Genomic DNA, 16,459 nt, shown 5'->3' with positions numbered 1-16,459 from the left:
GAGACTGTAATGTCGATATCCGCAATGACACGCCTCGCTGCGGCGCTCGCCCTGGCGACGCTCGCTGCCGGTGCATCGGCGCACGAATGGTGCCGTTCGAAATACGGTCCGGCCGATGAGATCGGCGCGGCCAACCTGCTGAATCCTCAACTGGCGCTCGAGGCCGCTAAGCTGGTGAAGACGGGCAAGACCTACCGGCTGGGCGTCGAGACCAACTCCAAGACGCCAGCTTACGGCCCGCGCAGCTGGGCGCTGGCGATCAACCAGCCCGGGCAGGTCGGCGGCGTCGGCTTGGGCCCGACCAAGACCAACTACAACGACGACATCTACATGGGCTACGTCGGCACGGGCTCGCAGATCGATGGCCTCGGTCACATCGGCGTCGACAACGTCTACTACAACTGCCACAAGAACAGCGAGTTCGTACAGGCCAACGGCCTGAGCAAGCTGGGGGTCGAGAAGCTGCCGCCCTTCGTCACGCGCGGTGTCGTGCTGGACATGACGGCGTACTTCGGCCAGAACCCGGTTCCGGAGGGCACGACGTTCAACCGCAAAGAGATCGACGAGCAAGCGCGACGGCAGGGGGTCGAGATCCGAGAGGGCGACGTCGTGCTGTTCCACACCGGCTGGCTGCAGCTGGTGGGCAAGGACGACAAGCGCTTCATCTCCGTCGAACCGGGCCTGGGCAAAGACGGCGCCGAATACCTCGCAAGCAAGCAGGTGGTGGCGGTCGGCGCCGATACCTGGGGCCTGGAGGTGATCCCCGCCGAGAAGGGGGCAGGGGTGTTCGAGGTCCACCAGATCCTGATCCCAAAGCACGGCATCTACATCCTCGAGAACATCGACACCTCCGAACTGGTCAAGGACAAGGGCTGGGAGTTCATGTTCGTGCTCGGCGTGTCGCGCATGACCGGGGGCGTGCAGGGGATCATCAATCCAGTCGCCATCCGTTGAGCAGTCACTGGCACCATGCAACAAAAGTTGAGCGACAGCGGCCTGCTCAAGCAGCAGGCCTTCATCGGTGGCAGTGGATCGCAGCCGACGGCGGCATGCTGGAGGTGCGTAACCCGCCGGATGGCGGCGGGCCTGTATCACCGTTCCGCCCTGTTCGAGCCGCGACCCAGGCCAACGCGCCGACTGACTCAGATGGAGGCTGAACTGTGGCGCGACAGCCTGGCCGTACTGCTCAGCGAATCGGACGACAAGCATTCGCCAGACCTGCTGGGCCAAGTCTGGTGCACTGAACGCGGCGTGGCGCACGCTGCCTGACAAGAGAACCCATATGACCGGATTCAATTTCGAAACCACGCCGCGCATCGTCTGCGAGCAGGGTGGCTCTGGCCGCCTCGGCGAACTCGCCCGCGGGCTCGGCGTGCGCCATTTCTTCATCATCACCGACCAGCCCTTGCTGCAGGCTGGTCTGCTGGCACCCGCGCTGGAAAGCCTGAGGGCTGCGGGAATCGCCGCCACCGTTTATTCCGACGTGCTGCCCGATCCGCCCGAGGAGCGGGTACTCGCCGCCGTGCTGGCCGCCCGCGAAGCGGGCGCCGACGGCGTCGTGGGCTTCGGCGGCGGCAGTTCGATGGACACCGCCAAGCTCGTGGCCTTGCTGGCGCGGACGCCGGCGGCGCTGCATGACATCTACGGCATCGGCCTGGCGCAGGGGCCGCGCCTGCCGCTTGTGCAGGTGCCGACCACCGCCGGGACCGGCTCCGAAGTGACGCCAATCGCGATCGTCACCACCCCGACATCCGAGAAGAAGGGCGTGGTCTCTCCCATGCTCTACCCTGACTTCGCGCTGCTCGACAGCCACCTCACGTTGGGCCTGCCGCCCCGCCTGACGGCAATGACGGGAATCGATGCCATGGTGCACGCGATCGAGGCCTTCACCTCGCGCCACAAGAAGAACCCGGTGTCGGATGCGCTGGCACTCAAGGCTTTGGCGCTGCTGTATGCCAACCAGCGCAAGGTGCTCGAAGACCCGCGCAACGGCACGGCGCGCGAACACATGCTGCTTGGCTCGCTGCTGGCGGGTATGGCGTTCGCGAACGCGCCAGTGGCGGCGGTGCATGCGCTGGCGTATCCGCTGGGCGGCCATTTTCACGTGCCGCATGGCCTGTCGAACGCGCTGGTGCTGCGGCCGGTGCTGCGCTTCAACCTGGAGCATGCGGCGCCGCTCTACGCGCAGCTCGGCGAAGCCATCGGCACGGCGCGGCCCGGCCAAGGTCCCATCGAAGGCGCCCGGGCGTTCGTCGATGCCATGGCGGCGCTGGTGGCTGTGATGCCGTTCGAGCAGAACCTGCGCTCTGTCGGCGTAGACCGCAGCGACCTGCCGATGCTGGCGGAGGACGCACTCAAGGTCCAGCGCCTGCTGGTTAACAACCCGCGCGACGTGGCGCTTGCCGACGCGCTCGCGCTCTACGAAGAGGCTTTCTGATGGTGCAGTTGAAAGATACGGCGTTGCTGAAGCGCCTGGCGTTCATCGGCGGCGAGTGGGTCGCCGCGCGGGACGGGGCATCGCACGAGGTGCGCAACCCGGCGAACGGCGAAACGATCGCGGCCGTTCCCGACATGGACGCCGCTGACACCGAACGCGCGATCGCCGCGGCCCAGGCCGCGCTGCCCGCCTGGCGGGCGCGGCCAGCGAAGGAGCGCAGCGCCTTGCTGCGCCGCTGGCACGATCTCGTGCTTGTGGCGGAACAGGACCTCGCGCTGCTCATGACGCTGGAGCAGGGCAAGTCGCTCGCCGAAGCGCTGGGCGAGGTGCGGTACGGCGCCTCGTTCATCGAATGGTTCGCGGAAGAGGGCAAGCGCGCCTACGGCGACCTGATTCCGGCACCGACCGCTGACCGTCGTCTGATGGTGATGAAGCAGGGTGTGGGTGTCACCGCGGCCATCACACCGTGGAACTTCCCCATCGCGATGATCACGCGCAAGGTTGCGCCTGCACTGGCCGCTGGTTGCACCTCGGTCGTGAAACCGGCAGAGGCGACGCCGTTGTCGGCCCTCGCGCTGGCCGAACTGGCGCAGCGTGCCGGCATTCCGGCCGGCGTGCTCAACGTTGTCACCACCGCGAGGCCGGCGCTTGTCGGAGGAGCGCTCACGGCCAGCCCGGTCGTGCGCAAGCTTTCGTTCACCGGCTCCACGCCCGTCGGCAAGCTGCTGATGGCCAAATGTGCCACCACCGTCAAGCGCGTTTCGATGGAATTGGGCGGCAACGCGCCTTTCATCGTGTTCGACGACGCCGACCTGGACCTCGCCGTGCAGGGCGCGATCGCTTCCAAGTACCGCAACGCGGGCCAGACCTGTGTCTGCGCCAACCGGTTCCTGGTGCATGAGGCCGTGTTCGATGCCTTCGCCGAGCGGCTGGTTCGTGCGGTGGAGCAGTTGAAGGTCGGCGCCGGCGTCGAGCCGGGGGTGCAAATCGGGCCGCTGATCGATGGCCGCGCGCTGGCCAAAGTCAGTCGCCTGGTCGACGAGGCGCGAAGCCAGGGCGCACGCGTGCTCGCGGGCGGTGTTGTGCACGCCTTGGGGGGCAACTTCTACATGCCGACGGTCCTGGCTGACGTAACGAGCGAGATGGCCGTGGTGCGCGAGGAGATCTTCGGGCCGGTCGCACCGTTGATGCGGTTCGCGAGCGACGATGAGGCGGTGCAGCTCGCCAATGACACGCCCTTCGGTCTCGCGGCCTACTTCTACACGCGCGACGTGCGCCGAGCCTGGCGTGTCGCCGAGCGGCTGGAGTACGGCATGGTCGGCGTCAACGAGGGTCTGATCTCCAACGAGGTAGCACCGTTTGGCGGCATCAAGGAGTCGGGAGTCGGGCGCGAGGGTTCGAAGTACGGACTCGACGAGTACCTCGAAACCAAGTACGTCTGCCACGGTGGGGTCTGAGCCGCGGCAGGTTCTCTCGAAAGAGTGCGTCGATCAGTCACAGGCGACACGAATGACCCCCGTCCGGAGACGAGCATTCTGTGCCGCGGCAGCCGCGGCAGCCGCGGCAGCCGCGGCGCCGTGGATCGTGGCTGCACGCGGCAGCGAACCAGGCGTCTATGACAACAAGGTGGTGTTCGGTCAGACCATCGGCTTTGACAGTGTCTGGGGCAGCCTCTACCGAAACTATACCGACGGGCTGCTCGCTTGCTTCGCGCAAGTGAATGCGCAAGGCGGCATGCATGGCCGCCAGCTCTCGGTGGTGCGCCGGGAGGACAACTACGTCATCGACAGGGCACTCGCGAACGTCCGTGCGTTCGGGCAGGGTGCGGATGTATTCGGACTCGCTTGCATCGGCGGCAGCGGCATCACGCTGGCCGCGATGCCGCTGCTCGAGGAGTATCGGCTGCCGGCGGTGGGGGCACTGACTGGCGCCGACGGCGCTCGGGTGTACAACCGCTACCTCTTCCACACCCGCACGGCCTATTCCAATGAGGTCGAGAAGATGGTGGAGCATCTCTCGACGATCGGCATACGCCGCATGGCGGTGGTTTACCAGGACAACGCGTTCGGCATGAGCACTCTGGCCGCTGCACAGAAGGCGGCGCAGCGGTTCCAAGCGCAGTTGGTGGCGGACGTTCCGCACCCCGCGGAGAACTGGGAGGGCCGGGGCATGGCCGCGACGGTCGTGAAGGCTGCGCCCCAAGCCGTGCTGCTGTTCACGTCGCCGAGCACGGTGGCCGACTTGATGAAGCAGTACAGGGCGCAAGCACGGGCGGCGCTGCCTTCACCCTGGGTCCTCTCGGTCACATCGGTGCCCAAACTGTCCGAGCTGCTAGAGACCGACGTCCGCGGCATCGCGATCACGCAGGTGATGCCGCATCCACGCGGCCCGTCGCGCGCCGCGCGCAACTTCCGCTCTGTGATGGCCCGGCATGGCAGCGGGGACGCCCTGTCTTACGAAGCCCTGGAGGGCTTCATGACCGGCCGGGTGATTGTGGAAGGCTTACGGCGCGCCGGCCGCAATCTCACGCGCGAGGGCTACGTGCGTGCACTCGAAGGCTTCGAGCTCCAGAGCCTTGAAGAGCTCGACTACCGGTACACCGCCTCGAGCCACCTGGGCCCATCCTTTGTGGAAGTGACGCTGCTGGGCGCTGGCGGCACCGTGCTGCGCTAAGGGTGGGGCGAGGCGCTGACGAGATTGCGCCCGGCGATGCATTCGGTGCGGACGGGATTGTGCGAGATGCACATGCAGCGCTGCCTGTAGATCAGTCCGGCGGCCGTACAGACTGTGGCGAGTGCGGCGATTCGTTCACCGCTGCTGCCGTCCGCCTCTACCGACCAGATCGCGGGGGGCGGAACGATCAGCAACGTGTGTATGTCAGCAAGAAAACCCGAACCATGCCGGAACCCGGCGGCCGTGCTGGTGCAGGAAGCCACAACAGCGGCATCTTGCGCCCTTGCCGCGCGGCCCGATGGCACCCAGCCCCTTTGGGCTGAGCAGCCTACGGCAATCGCGCATCTCCGGCCAGGAAGCGTTCGACCAACGCAAACTGCTCCGGCGTGTTCAACGCAGGCGCGTGGCCGCATCCCTGGATCTCGACCACCACCGCGAGCGGTCCGCGCGTGCGCATCTGCTCCGCAGCATCCGGCAGCAAAAGGTCCGAGTGCGCGCCACGCAGGCAAAGCACGGGCAGATCGAGGCTGTCCCATGCTGGCCACAGCCCTTCCGGACTGCTTGACTGCAACTGCATCGAGATGGCCGGGTCGTAGTGCGGCGTGACGCGGCCGTCGGGCAACCGGCGCACCGAGGTTTCTGTGAGGCGTCGCCACTGCGCCTCAGAGAGGTGACCGTACGGCGCATAGACAGTGCGGAAGTACGCTTCGAGTTCGCTCACGTTGCCGAACGTCGGCGGTCGGCTGGCATAGGTGAGGATGCGCTGGACGGCCTCAGGAGCCGGACACGGGCCGATGTCGTTGATCACCATCCGGCGCAGCCGGCCTCTGAGCGACGTGGCGGCGGCCAGGATGCCGATCGCACCGCCCATCGAGGTGCCGAGCCAGTGGAAATGCGGCAGCCCAAGCTGGTCGACGAGCGAGGCGGCCAGCCGCACATAGAACGGCAACGTGTATTCATTCGCAGGGTCCGGGCTCCATTGCGACAGGCCGCGTCCGATCGTGTCGGGGCAGATCACACGGTAGCGTTGCGCCAGCTGCGCGGCGATGTCGTCCATGTCGCGGCCCGTACGAGCGAAGCCGTGCCAGGCGATCACCGCGTCGCTCGCAGCGTTCGGCCCGGCCCACTCGGTGTAATGCAGTTCGCGCCCTTCGCAGCGGAGGTAGTGCGATGTCGGCGTCATGGCTCGGATCTCCGCGACATGCGCAGCCGGCCAACGATGCCGCTCGGGAAATGGTACACGGACAGCACGAACAGGATCCCCAGCCACAGCAGCCAGCGGTCCGGTGATACGAACTGGGGCAGGAGCGGCAGCCCGCTCAGCACCGAACCGCCGAGCTTCAGTAAATCCTGCAGGTAGTTCTGCGCCAGCACGAACAGCGCCGCGCCCACCACCGCGCCGTACATCGTTCCCATGCCGCCGATCACGACGATGAGCAGCACGTCGAGCATGATCTCGAAGGACAGCGTGGTGTCCGGCCCGGTGTAGCGCAGCCACAGCGCGAGCAGCGCGCCGGCGAGCGTCGCGAACAACGCCGAGAGCACGTTTGACACGGTGCGGTACGCCACCGTGCGGAAGCCGAGCGCCTCCGCCCGGAAGTCGTTCTCTCGGATGGCCTGCAGCACGCGGCCGAAAGGCGAATTGACGATGCGCAGGAGGGCGAGGAAGCTCGCCGCGACCACGACGAGCAAGAGGTAATAGGTGAGCACGCGCCCGTCGACCGTCACGCCGAGCAGCGGCTGCTCGAAGAGTTCGAACGAGGGAGACAACCATTCGGGGGTGCGGAAGCTGACCCCGTCCTCACCGCCCGTGATGTGGCTCAGCTGCGAGGCCAGCGTCAGGAAGCCCGATGCAACCGCCAGCGTGATCATCGCGAAGAAGATCGCCTTCACCCGCAGGCTGAAGAGGCCAATGGCCAGTGACAGCAGCAGCGAGAGCAACAACGCCGCCCCGAGCCCGACGAGCATCGAACTCGCGCCGGCGCCGAGGCGGCTGCTGGCGATCGCCACGCCGTAGGCGCCAATGCCGAAGAACATGGTGTGCGCGAAACTCACCACACCGGTATAGCCGAGCAGCAAGTCGTAGCTCGCCACCAGCAGAATAAATACGAGCGCCTTGGCGGCGACGCCCAGCGCCTTGTGGCCGGGAAAGAGCAACGGCGCGAAAGTCAGCGCGAGGGCAATGAGCACCAGCGCGAGCGCAAGCAAGCGGCTGCGCGGCATGTCGTGGGAGAGCAGTCGGTTGATCATGGTGCTTGCGCTCAATGCTGCCCGACGGGATAGAGGCCGTTCGGCCGCCACAGCAGCACGGCCACCATCAGCGCGATGGTGGAGAAGAGGGCGAGCTTGGGCATCAGAAAGCCGGTGTAGTTGGCGACCAGGCCCACCATCAGGGCACCCACGAAGCAGCCGAACGTGGATCCGAGTCCACCGATGATGATGACGGTGAAGATCAGCACGTTCACCTGAGTGCCGATCTGCGGCACGACGCTCTGCTGGTACAGCGCCCAAAGCGCCCCACCCAGGCCCGCCAGTGCCGAACCGGCGGCGAATACGCCGATGAAGAGCCGCCGGATCCGGTAGCCCAGCGCCTCGACCATCTCGCGGTCCTGTACGCCGGCACGGACGAGCAGGCCCACCTTGGTGCGGGTCAGCACCCACAACATCGCCGCGAAGACGAGGCTGCCGACAGCGACCGCCAGCAGCCGGTACTTCTCGACCGACGCATCGCCGAACGAGAAAGAACCGCGCAGCGCCTGCGGCAGCGGCACGGCCAGCTGGTCGGGCCCCCAGAATACCTTGATCAGTTCCTCGCCGATGATCAGGCCGCCCATGGTGACCAGAATCTGCCTGAGCGGCATGCCGTAGACGGGGCGCACCAGCAGCCGCTCGAAGACGAGCCCGGAGACCGCCACGATTGCCGCGGCGGCGAGCATTGCGGCGAGCACTGCGGCAGCGTTCAGCCACAGCGATTCGCTGCCGACCCAGGCGCCCAGAGCCAGCATGGTAGTCATGGCGACATAAGCACCCAAGGCGATGAACACGCCGTGACCGAAGTTCAGGACATCCATCAGCCCGAACACCAGCGTGAGGCCGGACGCGACGAGGAAAATGATCATGCCCATCGCCAGGCCGGCGACGGTCAGCGTCACCCAGGTGCCGGGGTGGCCGACCGCAGGGAGCGCCAGGGCCGCCAGTGATGCAAGCAGGGCCAGAGGCCGCAGGTCGAAGCGCGCCTGCGGCACTGCGGCCGAAGGCGTGGGTAAAGTGGCGGTGGTCATTGGTGTACTCCTAAAGAAAGACCGAGCAGCCGCTGCTGCAGCGCTTCGTTGTCGGCCAGGTCGGACATCGCGCCCGTGTGCACGATGCGCCCGTTGTCCATCACGGCGACGTGGTCGCCAATGGCCTTAGCCATTGCGAAGTTCTGCTCCACGAGCAGCACCGTCGTGCGCTGCCGCTTCAGCTCGGCGAATGCAGCAATCAGGTTCTGAACCATCGCAGGCGCAAGCCCCTTGCTGGGCTCGTCGATCAGCAGCAGATCGCGCGGCTCGATGATCGCGCGCGCGATCGCGAGCATCTGCTTCTGGCCACCCGAGAGCTTTCCTGCCGGGTAAAGCCAGAACTTCTTCAGTGCGGCAAAGAGCGAAAGGACCCACTCCAGACGCGCTTTGTCCAACGCGTCGGCGGTGGCTGCCGCTCGCGCCGCGAGCAAGAGGTTCTCCTTGACCGTCAGGTCGGCGAAGATTCCCATGTTTTCCGGCACATAGGCAATGCCGAGCCGCGCGATCTCCGGTGTGGCCAGTGCCCCGATCGGCGCGCCGCGGAAGTGCAACGCGCCGCGCGAGGCACGCCAAAGTCCCAGGATCGTTCGCAGCGTGGTGGTCTTGCCGGCACCATTGCGGCCCAGGAGCATGGTGACTTCGCCCTCTTGCACCTCCAGGTTCACGCCGTGGAGGATGTGATAGGCACCGATGTGCGTGTGGACTTCCTTCAAATGCAGCAAGGCGGTCATGCGAGCTGCTCCTGTGGCACGACGCCGAGATAGGCTTGTTGAACGACGGCCGACGCCATCACGGCACTGGGCTCGCCTTGTGCCGCCAACTGTCCGTTGTGCAGGACGATGACGCGGTCGGCCAACTCGCGCACCACGTCCATCTTGTGTTCCACCAGCAGGACCGCGCAATCGCGTCGCTGCTTGAGCTGCCGCACGAGGTCCAGGATCACCGGTACTTCGTCCACGCTCATCCCCGCCGTCGGCTCGTCGAACATATAGACCTTGGGATCGAGGGCGATCAGGAGCGCGACCTCGAGCTTGCGCTGGTCGCCGTGGGCCAGCGTGCTGGCGAGCACGTTGGCCTTGTCGAGCAGACGCACCGTCTCAAGGAGGGACTGCGCCTCCTCGATCCAGGCACGCCTGTCCAGCCACACGCGCGCGAGGTCGAAGCCGCCGCCGTGGCGGCCCGACTCGCGCGCCTGCACTGCGAGTCGCACGTTCTCCTGCGCGGTGAGATGCGGGAACAGTTGTGTGAGTTGGAAAGCGCGGCCCAGCCCGCGCCGCGCGCGCAGCGGTGCGGGCAAGCGGCTCACGTCCTCGCCGTCCAGCCACACCTCGCCTTCGGTGGCCGGCAACTGGCCGGAGATCAGGTTGAAATAGGTCGTCTTGCCGGCGCCATTGGGGCCGACGATGGCGGTCAGCGTGCCCGGTGCGAAGCTGCAGGACACGGCGTTGACCGCCACGTGTCCGCCGAAGCGAATCGTTAGATTCTTGGTTTCAAGCATGGTTCTTCTATCAGGTCAGATCAAGGACAGGTACCGACCACGTAGTAGCCGGAACCGGTCCGCTTCAGCGTGGTGATGACCGTGCTGCTCCACAGGCCCAGGTTCTGCTGGGAACCGTAAGCAAAGGCATAGCCGTAGCTCGCATAGGCACGGGCGGCCATCGTGTGGGCAAAGTTGGAGGCCGTGTAGCAGCTGGCATCGCTGCGGGTGGTCGTCCCCGAAGCGGGTTCGGAGGCCGCGCCTTCGGCGCCGTTGGCATCGACGGCGCGCACAGTCCAGCTGTAGGTGGTGTCCGCAGACAGACCGCTGTCGTTGTAAGGGCTGGCTGCGACCGGCGAGGCGGTGACCAGGGCGCCGCCGCGGTAGACCCTGTAGCCGCTGGCGCCAGTGACCAGGGCCCAACCGATCGTCATGCTGCTGGCGCTTGCGTTCGAGGTGTTGACACCCACCGGCGCGGGCAGCGTGCCGCCGCCGCTTGCGCCTGCAGACACTTTGTCCACCATCGCCTTGATCGCGGACATCTGCGTGCCCGCCTTCTGCGCAAAGTTCGAACCGTACCAGCCGAGCCAGTCCCAGCAGCCGCCGGTGTTGGCGAGCCAGCCGCTGGCCGCCGTCGTGCGATAGGTGCCGTCGTTCTTGGTCTGCGGAAACAGCACGATGATGCTGTTGGTATCGGCCCAACGGGCATAGCCGGTGCTCTTGAGGTACTTGTCGCCGATAGTGGCGTAGTTCTGCGCGCAGCCATGCAGGACCACATGGAGCTTGCAGACGGCGCCTGCCCTGCAGTTGGCCGGTACATAGAGCCAGCCGTTGGCGGCCATGCCCGGATTGCTGTTGATGAATACGCTCTGGTCGAACTCGATATAGTTGCCCGCCGAGGGCGCATCGTTGCGCGCGTTCAGCGCGCCGTAGAACTTGCTAAGCGCCGCCTTGGCTCCGTCGAAGCCGCAGTTGCTGATGTAGGGTGAGGCCGAGTTGTTGCAAGCGCTGTTGCCCGTCGCATCGAAATCGGTTGGCATCACATGGGCGGTGTTGTCGCGCTTGATGTAGTCGAGGTTGGCCGCCGCCACGCCATTGTTCTGGTACAACGTTTTGACCGCGTTCATCTCGTTAGGGCCGACAGTCGTGTCACTGTTGCCTACCCACAGGAAAACCTTCTGGTTGGTGACATTGATCTTGTCGTCGATGCTCGTGCCGCTCCAGTTGTTGATGTCGGCCTGCATCGTGTTGATCATGCTGGCGCTGACCACGGCGTTGCTCATGCAGTTGCTGGCGGGATAGTGCCCACCGCAGCTGTACGGACCACCGGTGAACACGCCAACGCCCTTGAAGGTGGCCGAGAAGGCATAGCCCAGCTGGCTGGCCATGTAGCCACCCGAGGACATGCCGGAAACCGTGGTCTGGCTGGTGTCTACGTTGAAGGACGGGAGCGCGGCCACAACCGCTTGAGCCGGGGATGATGTAGCCAGGGCCGAGATGGCCATGGCCAAGCCAAGAAGCGCGTGAACTTTCATTGCAAGTCTCCTAACTATTTGTTTTTTGCCGATGCCGCATGCGCCTACGGGCCGGGCCCGTTCCTGCGAATGGGGTGGTTCAGAAGCGCCGGGGGCGCCTCTTGCAAAGCGCTTATCGCTGGTTGCGGATCGGGATGCTCATCTCTTCGGGCTTGATTTCCCGGATCAACTCCGGCACGCCCCAGGCGAACGCGGGGTCGTCCTTGATGCGCGTGTGGTACATCGGCTGCATTGCCTGGTGGTCTTCCTTGCGCAGCGAAATCGTGCCCTTGGGCGAATCGAAACTCATGCCCTCCATCGCGGCGATCAGCTTCCCGGTGCTGGTGTCGCCGTTGGTGCGCTTGAGTGCCTCGACCACCGCGACAGCGGCATTGAACCCGTCGGTCGTGAAGAAGTCCGGCGGAGCCTTGTAGCGGCTGTAGTGGTTGGACACCAACCAATCGTTGACCTTGTTCTTCGGCAGGCCGAAGTAGTAATAGCTTGCGCCTTCCATGCCAGCCAGCGGCTTGTAGGCCACCATTGCCTGGAGTGTGTTGCCGCCCGCCGCGATCTCGATGCCGTAGCGCTTGAGGTCCATGTCCGCGATCTTCAGGGGATTGCCCGCACCGGCCCAGTAGACGTAAATGATCTTGCGGCCGGGCTTGTCCTTGAGTGCCTGGATGATGCGCTGGGCGCCGGCAGTGAAGTCGGTGGTCGTCATCGGCAGGTATTCCTCTTGCACGATACGGGACTTCTTCAGCGCCTCCTTAAAGGCCTTGATGCCGTCGCGGCCGAATGCATAGTCTTGCGCCAGCGTGGCGATGTGGACGTTGTCTTTGTCCAGCGCAACGGCGTTGGCGATCGCGTCCTGCGAGCTGTTGCGCGCGGTGCGGAAGACGTATTTGTTCCAGCGCTCGCCGGTGATGGAGTCGGCAACCGCCGTCTCGACGAGGAAGACCTTCTTGAATTCTTCCGCCACCGGCAGCATGGCCAACGCGACGGCGGACGACGTGGCGCCGACCGCGATGTCGGCTTTGTCGTCGGAGTAGGCGGCGGCCAGCAAGTTCTTGCCCACGTCGGGCTTGCCTTGGTCGTCGCGCTCGATCACTACGAGCTTGCGGCCGGCCACGGCCATGGTGCCGCCAGTGGCGTATTCAAGGCCCAGTTGGAAGCCAGTCTGTGCCTGCTTGCCGTAGGCCTCCAGCGGCCCAGTGAGGCTGTGGATCTGCGCGATCCGGATTTCCTTTGGTGCCTGGGCGGAAGCTGGCGAAAAAAGGCTTGGCAGCAGCGCGGCGATGGCAACCGCGGCCACATGGCGGCGCGTGTTCGATGGCATGGAAGTCTCCTTGAGTTATGGTCAAACCGTTCGATGGATTGCAAGGCCTATGCCACCAGCTGAAAGTGCCGTGGCTGCGAGGGAGTGCATTCCAGCGCGACTCCAAGAGGCCGTCGTGCTGTCCTGAGCGGTTGACATACGGCCATGTCTGGGTGGTCGTGAAACCAGACAACTGTCTTGTTGGGCGGACGGTGGTGCGACTGTGTGGTCAACATGGCAAGCAGACGGCAGCCCGCGCTTACACTTGACGGACGCCATGACGCCCGATCTCGACTCCACTGACGCGCTCGACCCTGGCGGTGTGCTCCAGCTCGCCGCGCAGCGCATGTTTGCCACGTTTGCCGAAGCGGTGATGGGAATGATCGTGCTGGACCGAGAGCACCGCATCGTCTGGTTCAACGAGGGCTACCGACGCTTCATCGCGCTCGGGCCGTTCGCAGACTCCGGCGTCCTCGGCCGACGGATCGAGGAAGTCGTGCCCAACTCGCTCATGGGCAAGGTGATTGACACAGGCACACCTGTGGTCGTCGATCTGTTGACCAACCAGTATGGCGCCTTCCTCGTCAGCCGGCTGCCCCTGCGCAACGAGCAGGGCAACGTGATTGGCGGGGTGTCTCTGGTGCTCGCTGATCAGCCGGATGGGGCAATGCAGCCGCTGATCGGCAAGCTTGTCGATCTGCAGTGCGAACTCGAGGACACTCGGCGCCGACTGGCGGCCGAGCGGCGTCCGAAGTATTCCCTCGCAAGTTTCGTTGGCAGCAGTGCCGCGGTCGCAGAGGTGAAGCGCCAAGTGCGGCGCGTCGCTGTCACCGACACCACGGTGCTGCTTCTTGGCGAGACGGGCACGGGCAAGGAGCTTCTTGCGCATGCCGTGCACGCCGCGAGCCGGCGGTCCGCCGGTCGCTTCGTCAGTGTCAACATCGCCGCCATCCCAGACACGCTGCTAGAGGCCGAGTTCTTCGGCGTGGCGCCGGGGGCCTACACGGGTGCCGATCGCAAAGGGCGCGATGGCAAGTTCAAGTTGGCCGATGGCGGCACGCTGTTCCTCGACGAGATTGGCGACATGCCGATGGCACTGCAGAGCAAGCTGCTCCGGGTCTTGCAGGAGCAGGAGATCGAGCCTCTCGGCAGCAATCGCGTGGAGCGGGTCGATGTGCGCATCGTCTCCGCAACGAGCCGCGATCTCGAGGCGATGGTGGAGGACGGGCGTTTCCGCGCAGATCTCTACTACCGGCTCAACGTGATGCCGATCCGCCTGCCGCCGTTGCGCGAGCGGTTGGAAGACCTGCCGGACTTGGTGGACGCGTTGTCGGAAGACATCGCACGCCGGAGCGCGCTGGCACCGAGGGCGGTCGGACCCGATGCCATGGAGTTGTTGGCAAGCCGGCCGTGGCCGGGGAATGTGCGCGAGTTGCGCAACGTGCTGGAGCAGGCGTCGCTGATGACCGACGACCTCGTGCTCGAGGCAGCGCACTTCGTGCGGCTGCTTCAAGCGGCAGCCAAGCCGGGGCAGCCTGTGCCACGTGGACATGCTGGCGATGTCGTGCCGGGCAACGACTCCGCGCCTCCCGCCGTCTCCAGCGCATGCACTGGAGCAGCGGTCAAGCCGCTTCATCAGGCAATCGCGGAGGCGCAGGCTCAGAGCATTCATGTGGCCCTTGCCGCCACTAAGGGCAACAAGGCTGCCGCCGCGCGGCTGCTCGGCATCTCTCGTGCGGCGTTGTACGAGAAACTCGCGGCAGGGGGCGAGGCAGAAGGCACATGAACATTGCGCTGCAACTTTTCTTGCTCCTCGGTGGCCAATCTCGCCGGGTCTCGGTTGGCTCTTGGCTGGTAATTCGGGGCAGGCCATTGGCATTGGACGCGCCGAACTGATCCAACTCCGTGCTCGGGATTGCCAAGCACGTTTTCCCGTTTTGGACAGCGCCGCTTCCTCTTTCGAATATCGCCTGAGCCGACGCTTTTCCAGTATTTCCCTCAGACATTCGGTAAATGCTTCTGCCGGAGCTTATGCCGAGGTATATGGCCGCATGCATGGGCCAGTCGGAGCGGTGGCGCTGGTTCCGCACATGCTCGCCGCGTTCATTGCGCGGGATCGGGGGTTCAAGGCCTTCCGCAGCAGTGAACGTCGACGCGATACTTCGAGAGAGCGTCAGTTTCCTCCCGTCGAGACCGAAGCAACTTGAGTTTTGAATGCGAAGGACTACAGGTGTGGGAGGCGACCGCAATCTGTTTTGACGTGCCATGGCATGCAGGCCAGTTCCATTCACCCGGCGTGATCGAAAAAAGCCAGACGAAGGAACAGCTCAAAGACAAGGAGTGGGTGGATTGCATGCACGGCAAGATGCTGGCCCGTCGACAAGCCGGAGGAAATTTCCCATGTCGCACTGTTTCTCGCATCCGACGAAAGTTCATTCGTGACCAGCGTCGACATCAAGGTCGATGGTGTGACGTAATTCAGCCCATGATCTTCTGCACGCTGGAGCCCCGCAGCAACTCCGCGTCTCCACAACTCAGCGTGGCTTCCACGAAGACCAGAGTGGACGTCGCGCGTACAACGCGACCCCGTGCTTCAAGAAATTGCCCCTCGCGAGCCGCCGTGAGGAACTGTGTGTTGAGCTGAACCGTCACGCATGCGCGGCGGTCGACCGCTTCCCAGGCAACGGCGCTGACGACATGGTCGAAGAGGGCGCAGAGCACACCTCCATGAACAAATCCTCCTGGATTCAAATGGTCCGGGGTCGCCAGGATGCCGTACGCCCACCCTTCGGCTTCCTTCCGGGTCCACAGGGGCCCCATGCGCTCTGCGAAGCCGCGAAGCGCGCGCTGCCGCCAGCCTGCGTCCTGCAATGCGGCGATCACATCATCGCGATTGCCTGTGGGCTCGGCACCGGTCATGACAATGCCTTTGCCTCTCGCACCAGGTCGACGGTCAGCGACTTGGTGCGCTCGCTTGTCATCTGGTCCGCCACGCCGAGCGCGACCAGTGCGTGCGTCATGCGCTTCTGGGCGTCGAAGATCGGAACGGCAATCACCGTGATGCCGCTCATGTAATTGCCGCGGTCGATCGCGAATCCTTTGCGTTGCGCCGCACGCACTTCCTTCTTCCAGGTTTCAAGATCGGGAGGGTTCTCCCAGGCCAGGGTCTTGAAGCGGCGGGCCAACTCCGCATCCGACAGATCGGCGTAGGCAGAGACGAGCCGTCCCGTCGCGCTGGTGAGTGCGGGAAAGCGGCTGCCCACCTCCACATAGAGCCGAAAAGGACCGCGTGAGCGCGCTAGCGAAAGCACCACGAGGTCCTCGACTCCGGAGACCTTGACGCCGATCGTGGTGACGTTCCACGCCTCGGAGAGCCGATCGAGCGCGGCCTGGATGCGCGCCGGGAACGGATTGTTCTCGGCCACGCTGCGTGCCAGGGAAAGCACGCCGACGTCCAGGCTGTAGCGCTTCGTGCCCGGCTCGACCTTGACCATGCCTTCATCGACCAGGACACGCAGGATGTGCAGACACGTGCTCGTCACCAGGTCGAGGCCTTCCGAAATCGATTTGAGCGTCAACGGCTCGGGGGATCTGGCCAGCAACTGGAGGATGGCCAGGGCGCGAGAAACCGCGGGCACGGGGCGTACGCGAGGCCCTTTGTTGGCAGGGGGAGGGACTGGAACAGCAGCAGGCATACGGTAGGAGGTCACGAGTTTTGCAAAGCATACGACGCTTTGCGGGGTGCACATTCCGCCCGGATCG

The 16,459-nt window shown here is 65.1% G+C and carries 16 protein-coding genes and 1 pseudogene; 8 read left to right on the top strand and 9 right to left on the bottom strand.

Going from position 1 to position 16,459, the window contains the following annotated elements:
• Positions 1 to 9 precede the first annotated feature (9 nt).
• From VPA02S_RS15875 to VPA02S_RS15855, 5 genes are read left to right on the top strand one after another with little or no spacing between them, the layout of a single operon-like run.
• Complete coding sequence (locus VPA02S_RS15875; RefSeq protein ID WP_062364756.1) at positions 10 to 954, top strand: cyclase family protein; 945 nt, start codon at positions 10 to 12, stop codon at positions 952 to 954.
• Positions 955 to 969: 15 nt separating this feature from the next.
• Complete coding sequence (locus VPA02S_RS15870) at positions 970 to 1,269, top strand: hypothetical protein (RefSeq protein WP_062364755.1); 300 nt, start codon at positions 970 to 972, stop codon at positions 1,267 to 1,269.
• A 13-nt stretch (positions 1,270 to 1,282) separates the two neighbouring features.
• Positions 1,283 to 2,437: an iron-containing alcohol dehydrogenase gene (locus VPA02S_RS15865; protein ID WP_062364754.1), complete on the top strand. Its 1,155-nt coding sequence runs from the start codon at positions 1,283 to 1,285 to the stop codon at positions 2,435 to 2,437.
• On the top strand, positions 2,437 to 3,894 hold the full coding sequence (locus VPA02S_RS15860; RefSeq protein WP_169804839.1) for an NAD-dependent succinate-semialdehyde dehydrogenase: 1,458 nt from the start codon (positions 2,437 to 2,439) through the stop codon (positions 3,892 to 3,894). Before VPA02S_RS15865 ends, VPA02S_RS15860 begins: the two co-directional genes overlap by 1 nt.
• Before the next feature lie 52 nt (positions 3,895 to 3,946).
• Entirely contained in the window at positions 3,947 to 5,110 is a 1,164-nt protein-coding gene (locus VPA02S_RS15855) for an ABC transporter substrate-binding protein (RefSeq protein ID WP_081247552.1), read from the top strand.
• 328 nt (positions 5,111 to 5,438) lie between these two features.
• Here VPA02S_RS15855 and VPA02S_RS15850 read toward each other — a convergent pair whose 3' ends face one another.
• The 7 genes from VPA02S_RS15850 to VPA02S_RS15820 all read right to left on the bottom strand — a co-directional run bounded on the left by VPA02S_RS15850 (position 5,439) and on the right by VPA02S_RS15820 (position 12,718).
• Positions 5,439 to 6,293 carry an alpha/beta fold hydrolase gene (locus VPA02S_RS15850; protein WP_062364752.1) on the bottom strand — a complete coding sequence of 285 codons (855 nt, stop codon included), beginning with the start codon at positions 6,291 to 6,293 and terminating at the stop codon, positions 5,439 to 5,441.
• Complete coding sequence (locus VPA02S_RS15845; protein WP_062364751.1) at positions 6,290 to 7,360, bottom strand: branched-chain amino acid ABC transporter permease; 1,071 nt, start codon at positions 7,358 to 7,360, stop codon at positions 6,290 to 6,292. The genes VPA02S_RS15850 and VPA02S_RS15845 overlap by 4 nt, the downstream gene beginning before the upstream one ends.
• An 11-nt stretch (positions 7,361 to 7,371) precedes the next feature.
• The gene (locus tag VPA02S_RS15840) at positions 7,372 to 8,391 is read right to left on the bottom strand and encodes a branched-chain amino acid ABC transporter permease (RefSeq protein ID WP_062364750.1); all 1,020 of its coding nucleotides are present in this window, start codon (positions 8,389 to 8,391) and stop codon (positions 7,372 to 7,374) included.
• Positions 8,388 to 9,122 (bottom strand): ABC transporter ATP-binding protein, encoded by a 735-nt coding sequence (locus VPA02S_RS15835; protein ID WP_062364749.1) that lies wholly within the window; start codon positions 9,120 to 9,122, stop codon positions 8,388 to 8,390. Before VPA02S_RS15835 ends, VPA02S_RS15840 begins: the two co-directional genes overlap by 4 nt.
• Positions 9,119 to 9,889 (bottom strand): ABC transporter ATP-binding protein, encoded by a 771-nt coding sequence (locus VPA02S_RS15830; protein ID WP_062364748.1) that lies wholly within the window; start codon positions 9,887 to 9,889, stop codon positions 9,119 to 9,121. The genes VPA02S_RS15835 and VPA02S_RS15830 overlap by 4 nt, the downstream gene beginning before the upstream one ends.
• 20 nt (positions 9,890 to 9,909) lie before the next feature.
• The gene (locus VPA02S_RS15825; protein WP_062364747.1) at positions 9,910 to 11,403 is read right to left on the bottom strand and encodes an extracellular catalytic domain type 2 short-chain-length polyhydroxyalkanoate depolymerase; all 1,494 of its coding nucleotides are present in this window, start codon (positions 11,401 to 11,403) and stop codon (positions 9,910 to 9,912) included.
• A gap of 112 nt (positions 11,404 to 11,515) precedes the next feature.
• The gene (locus tag VPA02S_RS15820; protein ID WP_062364746.1) at positions 11,516 to 12,718 is read right to left on the bottom strand and encodes a substrate-binding domain-containing protein; all 1,203 of its coding nucleotides are present in this window, start codon (positions 12,716 to 12,718) and stop codon (positions 11,516 to 11,518) included.
• Positions 12,719 to 12,974: 256 nt separating this feature from the next.
• Between VPA02S_RS15820 and VPA02S_RS15815 the strand changes: the two genes are divergently transcribed.
• From VPA02S_RS15815 to VPA02S_RS31730, 3 genes and pseudogenes are all read left to right on the top strand, one after another.
• Positions 12,975 to 14,483, top strand: a complete 1,509-nt coding sequence (locus tag VPA02S_RS15815) for a sigma-54 interaction domain-containing protein (protein WP_062365371.1) — start codon at positions 12,975 to 12,977, stop codon at positions 14,481 to 14,483.
• Positions 14,368 to 14,904 carry a DUF2274 domain-containing protein gene (locus tag VPA02S_RS32070; RefSeq protein ID WP_081247550.1) on the top strand — a complete coding sequence of 179 codons (537 nt, stop codon included), beginning with the start codon at positions 14,368 to 14,370 and terminating at the stop codon, positions 14,902 to 14,904. The genes VPA02S_RS15815 and VPA02S_RS32070 overlap by 116 nt, the downstream gene beginning before the upstream one ends.
• Before the next feature lie 132 nt (positions 14,905 to 15,036).
• A pseudogene (locus VPA02S_RS31730) lies at positions 15,037 to 15,174 on the top strand (SDR family oxidoreductase); the annotation flags it as partial.
• 1 nt (position 15,175) lies between these two features.
• Here the strand turns inward: VPA02S_RS31730 and VPA02S_RS15810 are convergent.
• Both VPA02S_RS15810 and VPA02S_RS15805 read right to left on the bottom strand, forming a co-directional pair.
• Entirely contained in the window at positions 15,176 to 15,616 is a 441-nt protein-coding gene (locus tag VPA02S_RS15810) for a PaaI family thioesterase (protein ID WP_062364745.1), read from the bottom strand.
• Positions 15,613 to 16,392 (bottom strand): IclR family transcriptional regulator, encoded by a 780-nt coding sequence (locus VPA02S_RS15805; protein ID WP_062364744.1) that lies wholly within the window; start codon positions 16,390 to 16,392, stop codon positions 15,613 to 15,615. The genes VPA02S_RS15810 and VPA02S_RS15805 overlap by 4 nt, the downstream gene beginning before the upstream one ends.
• Positions 16,393 to 16,459 lie beyond the last annotated feature (67 nt).

Source organism: Variovorax paradoxus NBRC 15149 (assembly GCF_001591365.1).
Classification (GTDB): domain Bacteria; phylum Pseudomonadota; class Gammaproteobacteria; order Burkholderiales; family Burkholderiaceae_C; genus Variovorax; species Variovorax paradoxus.
This window is presented reverse-complemented; position numbering and strand designations above follow the sequence as displayed.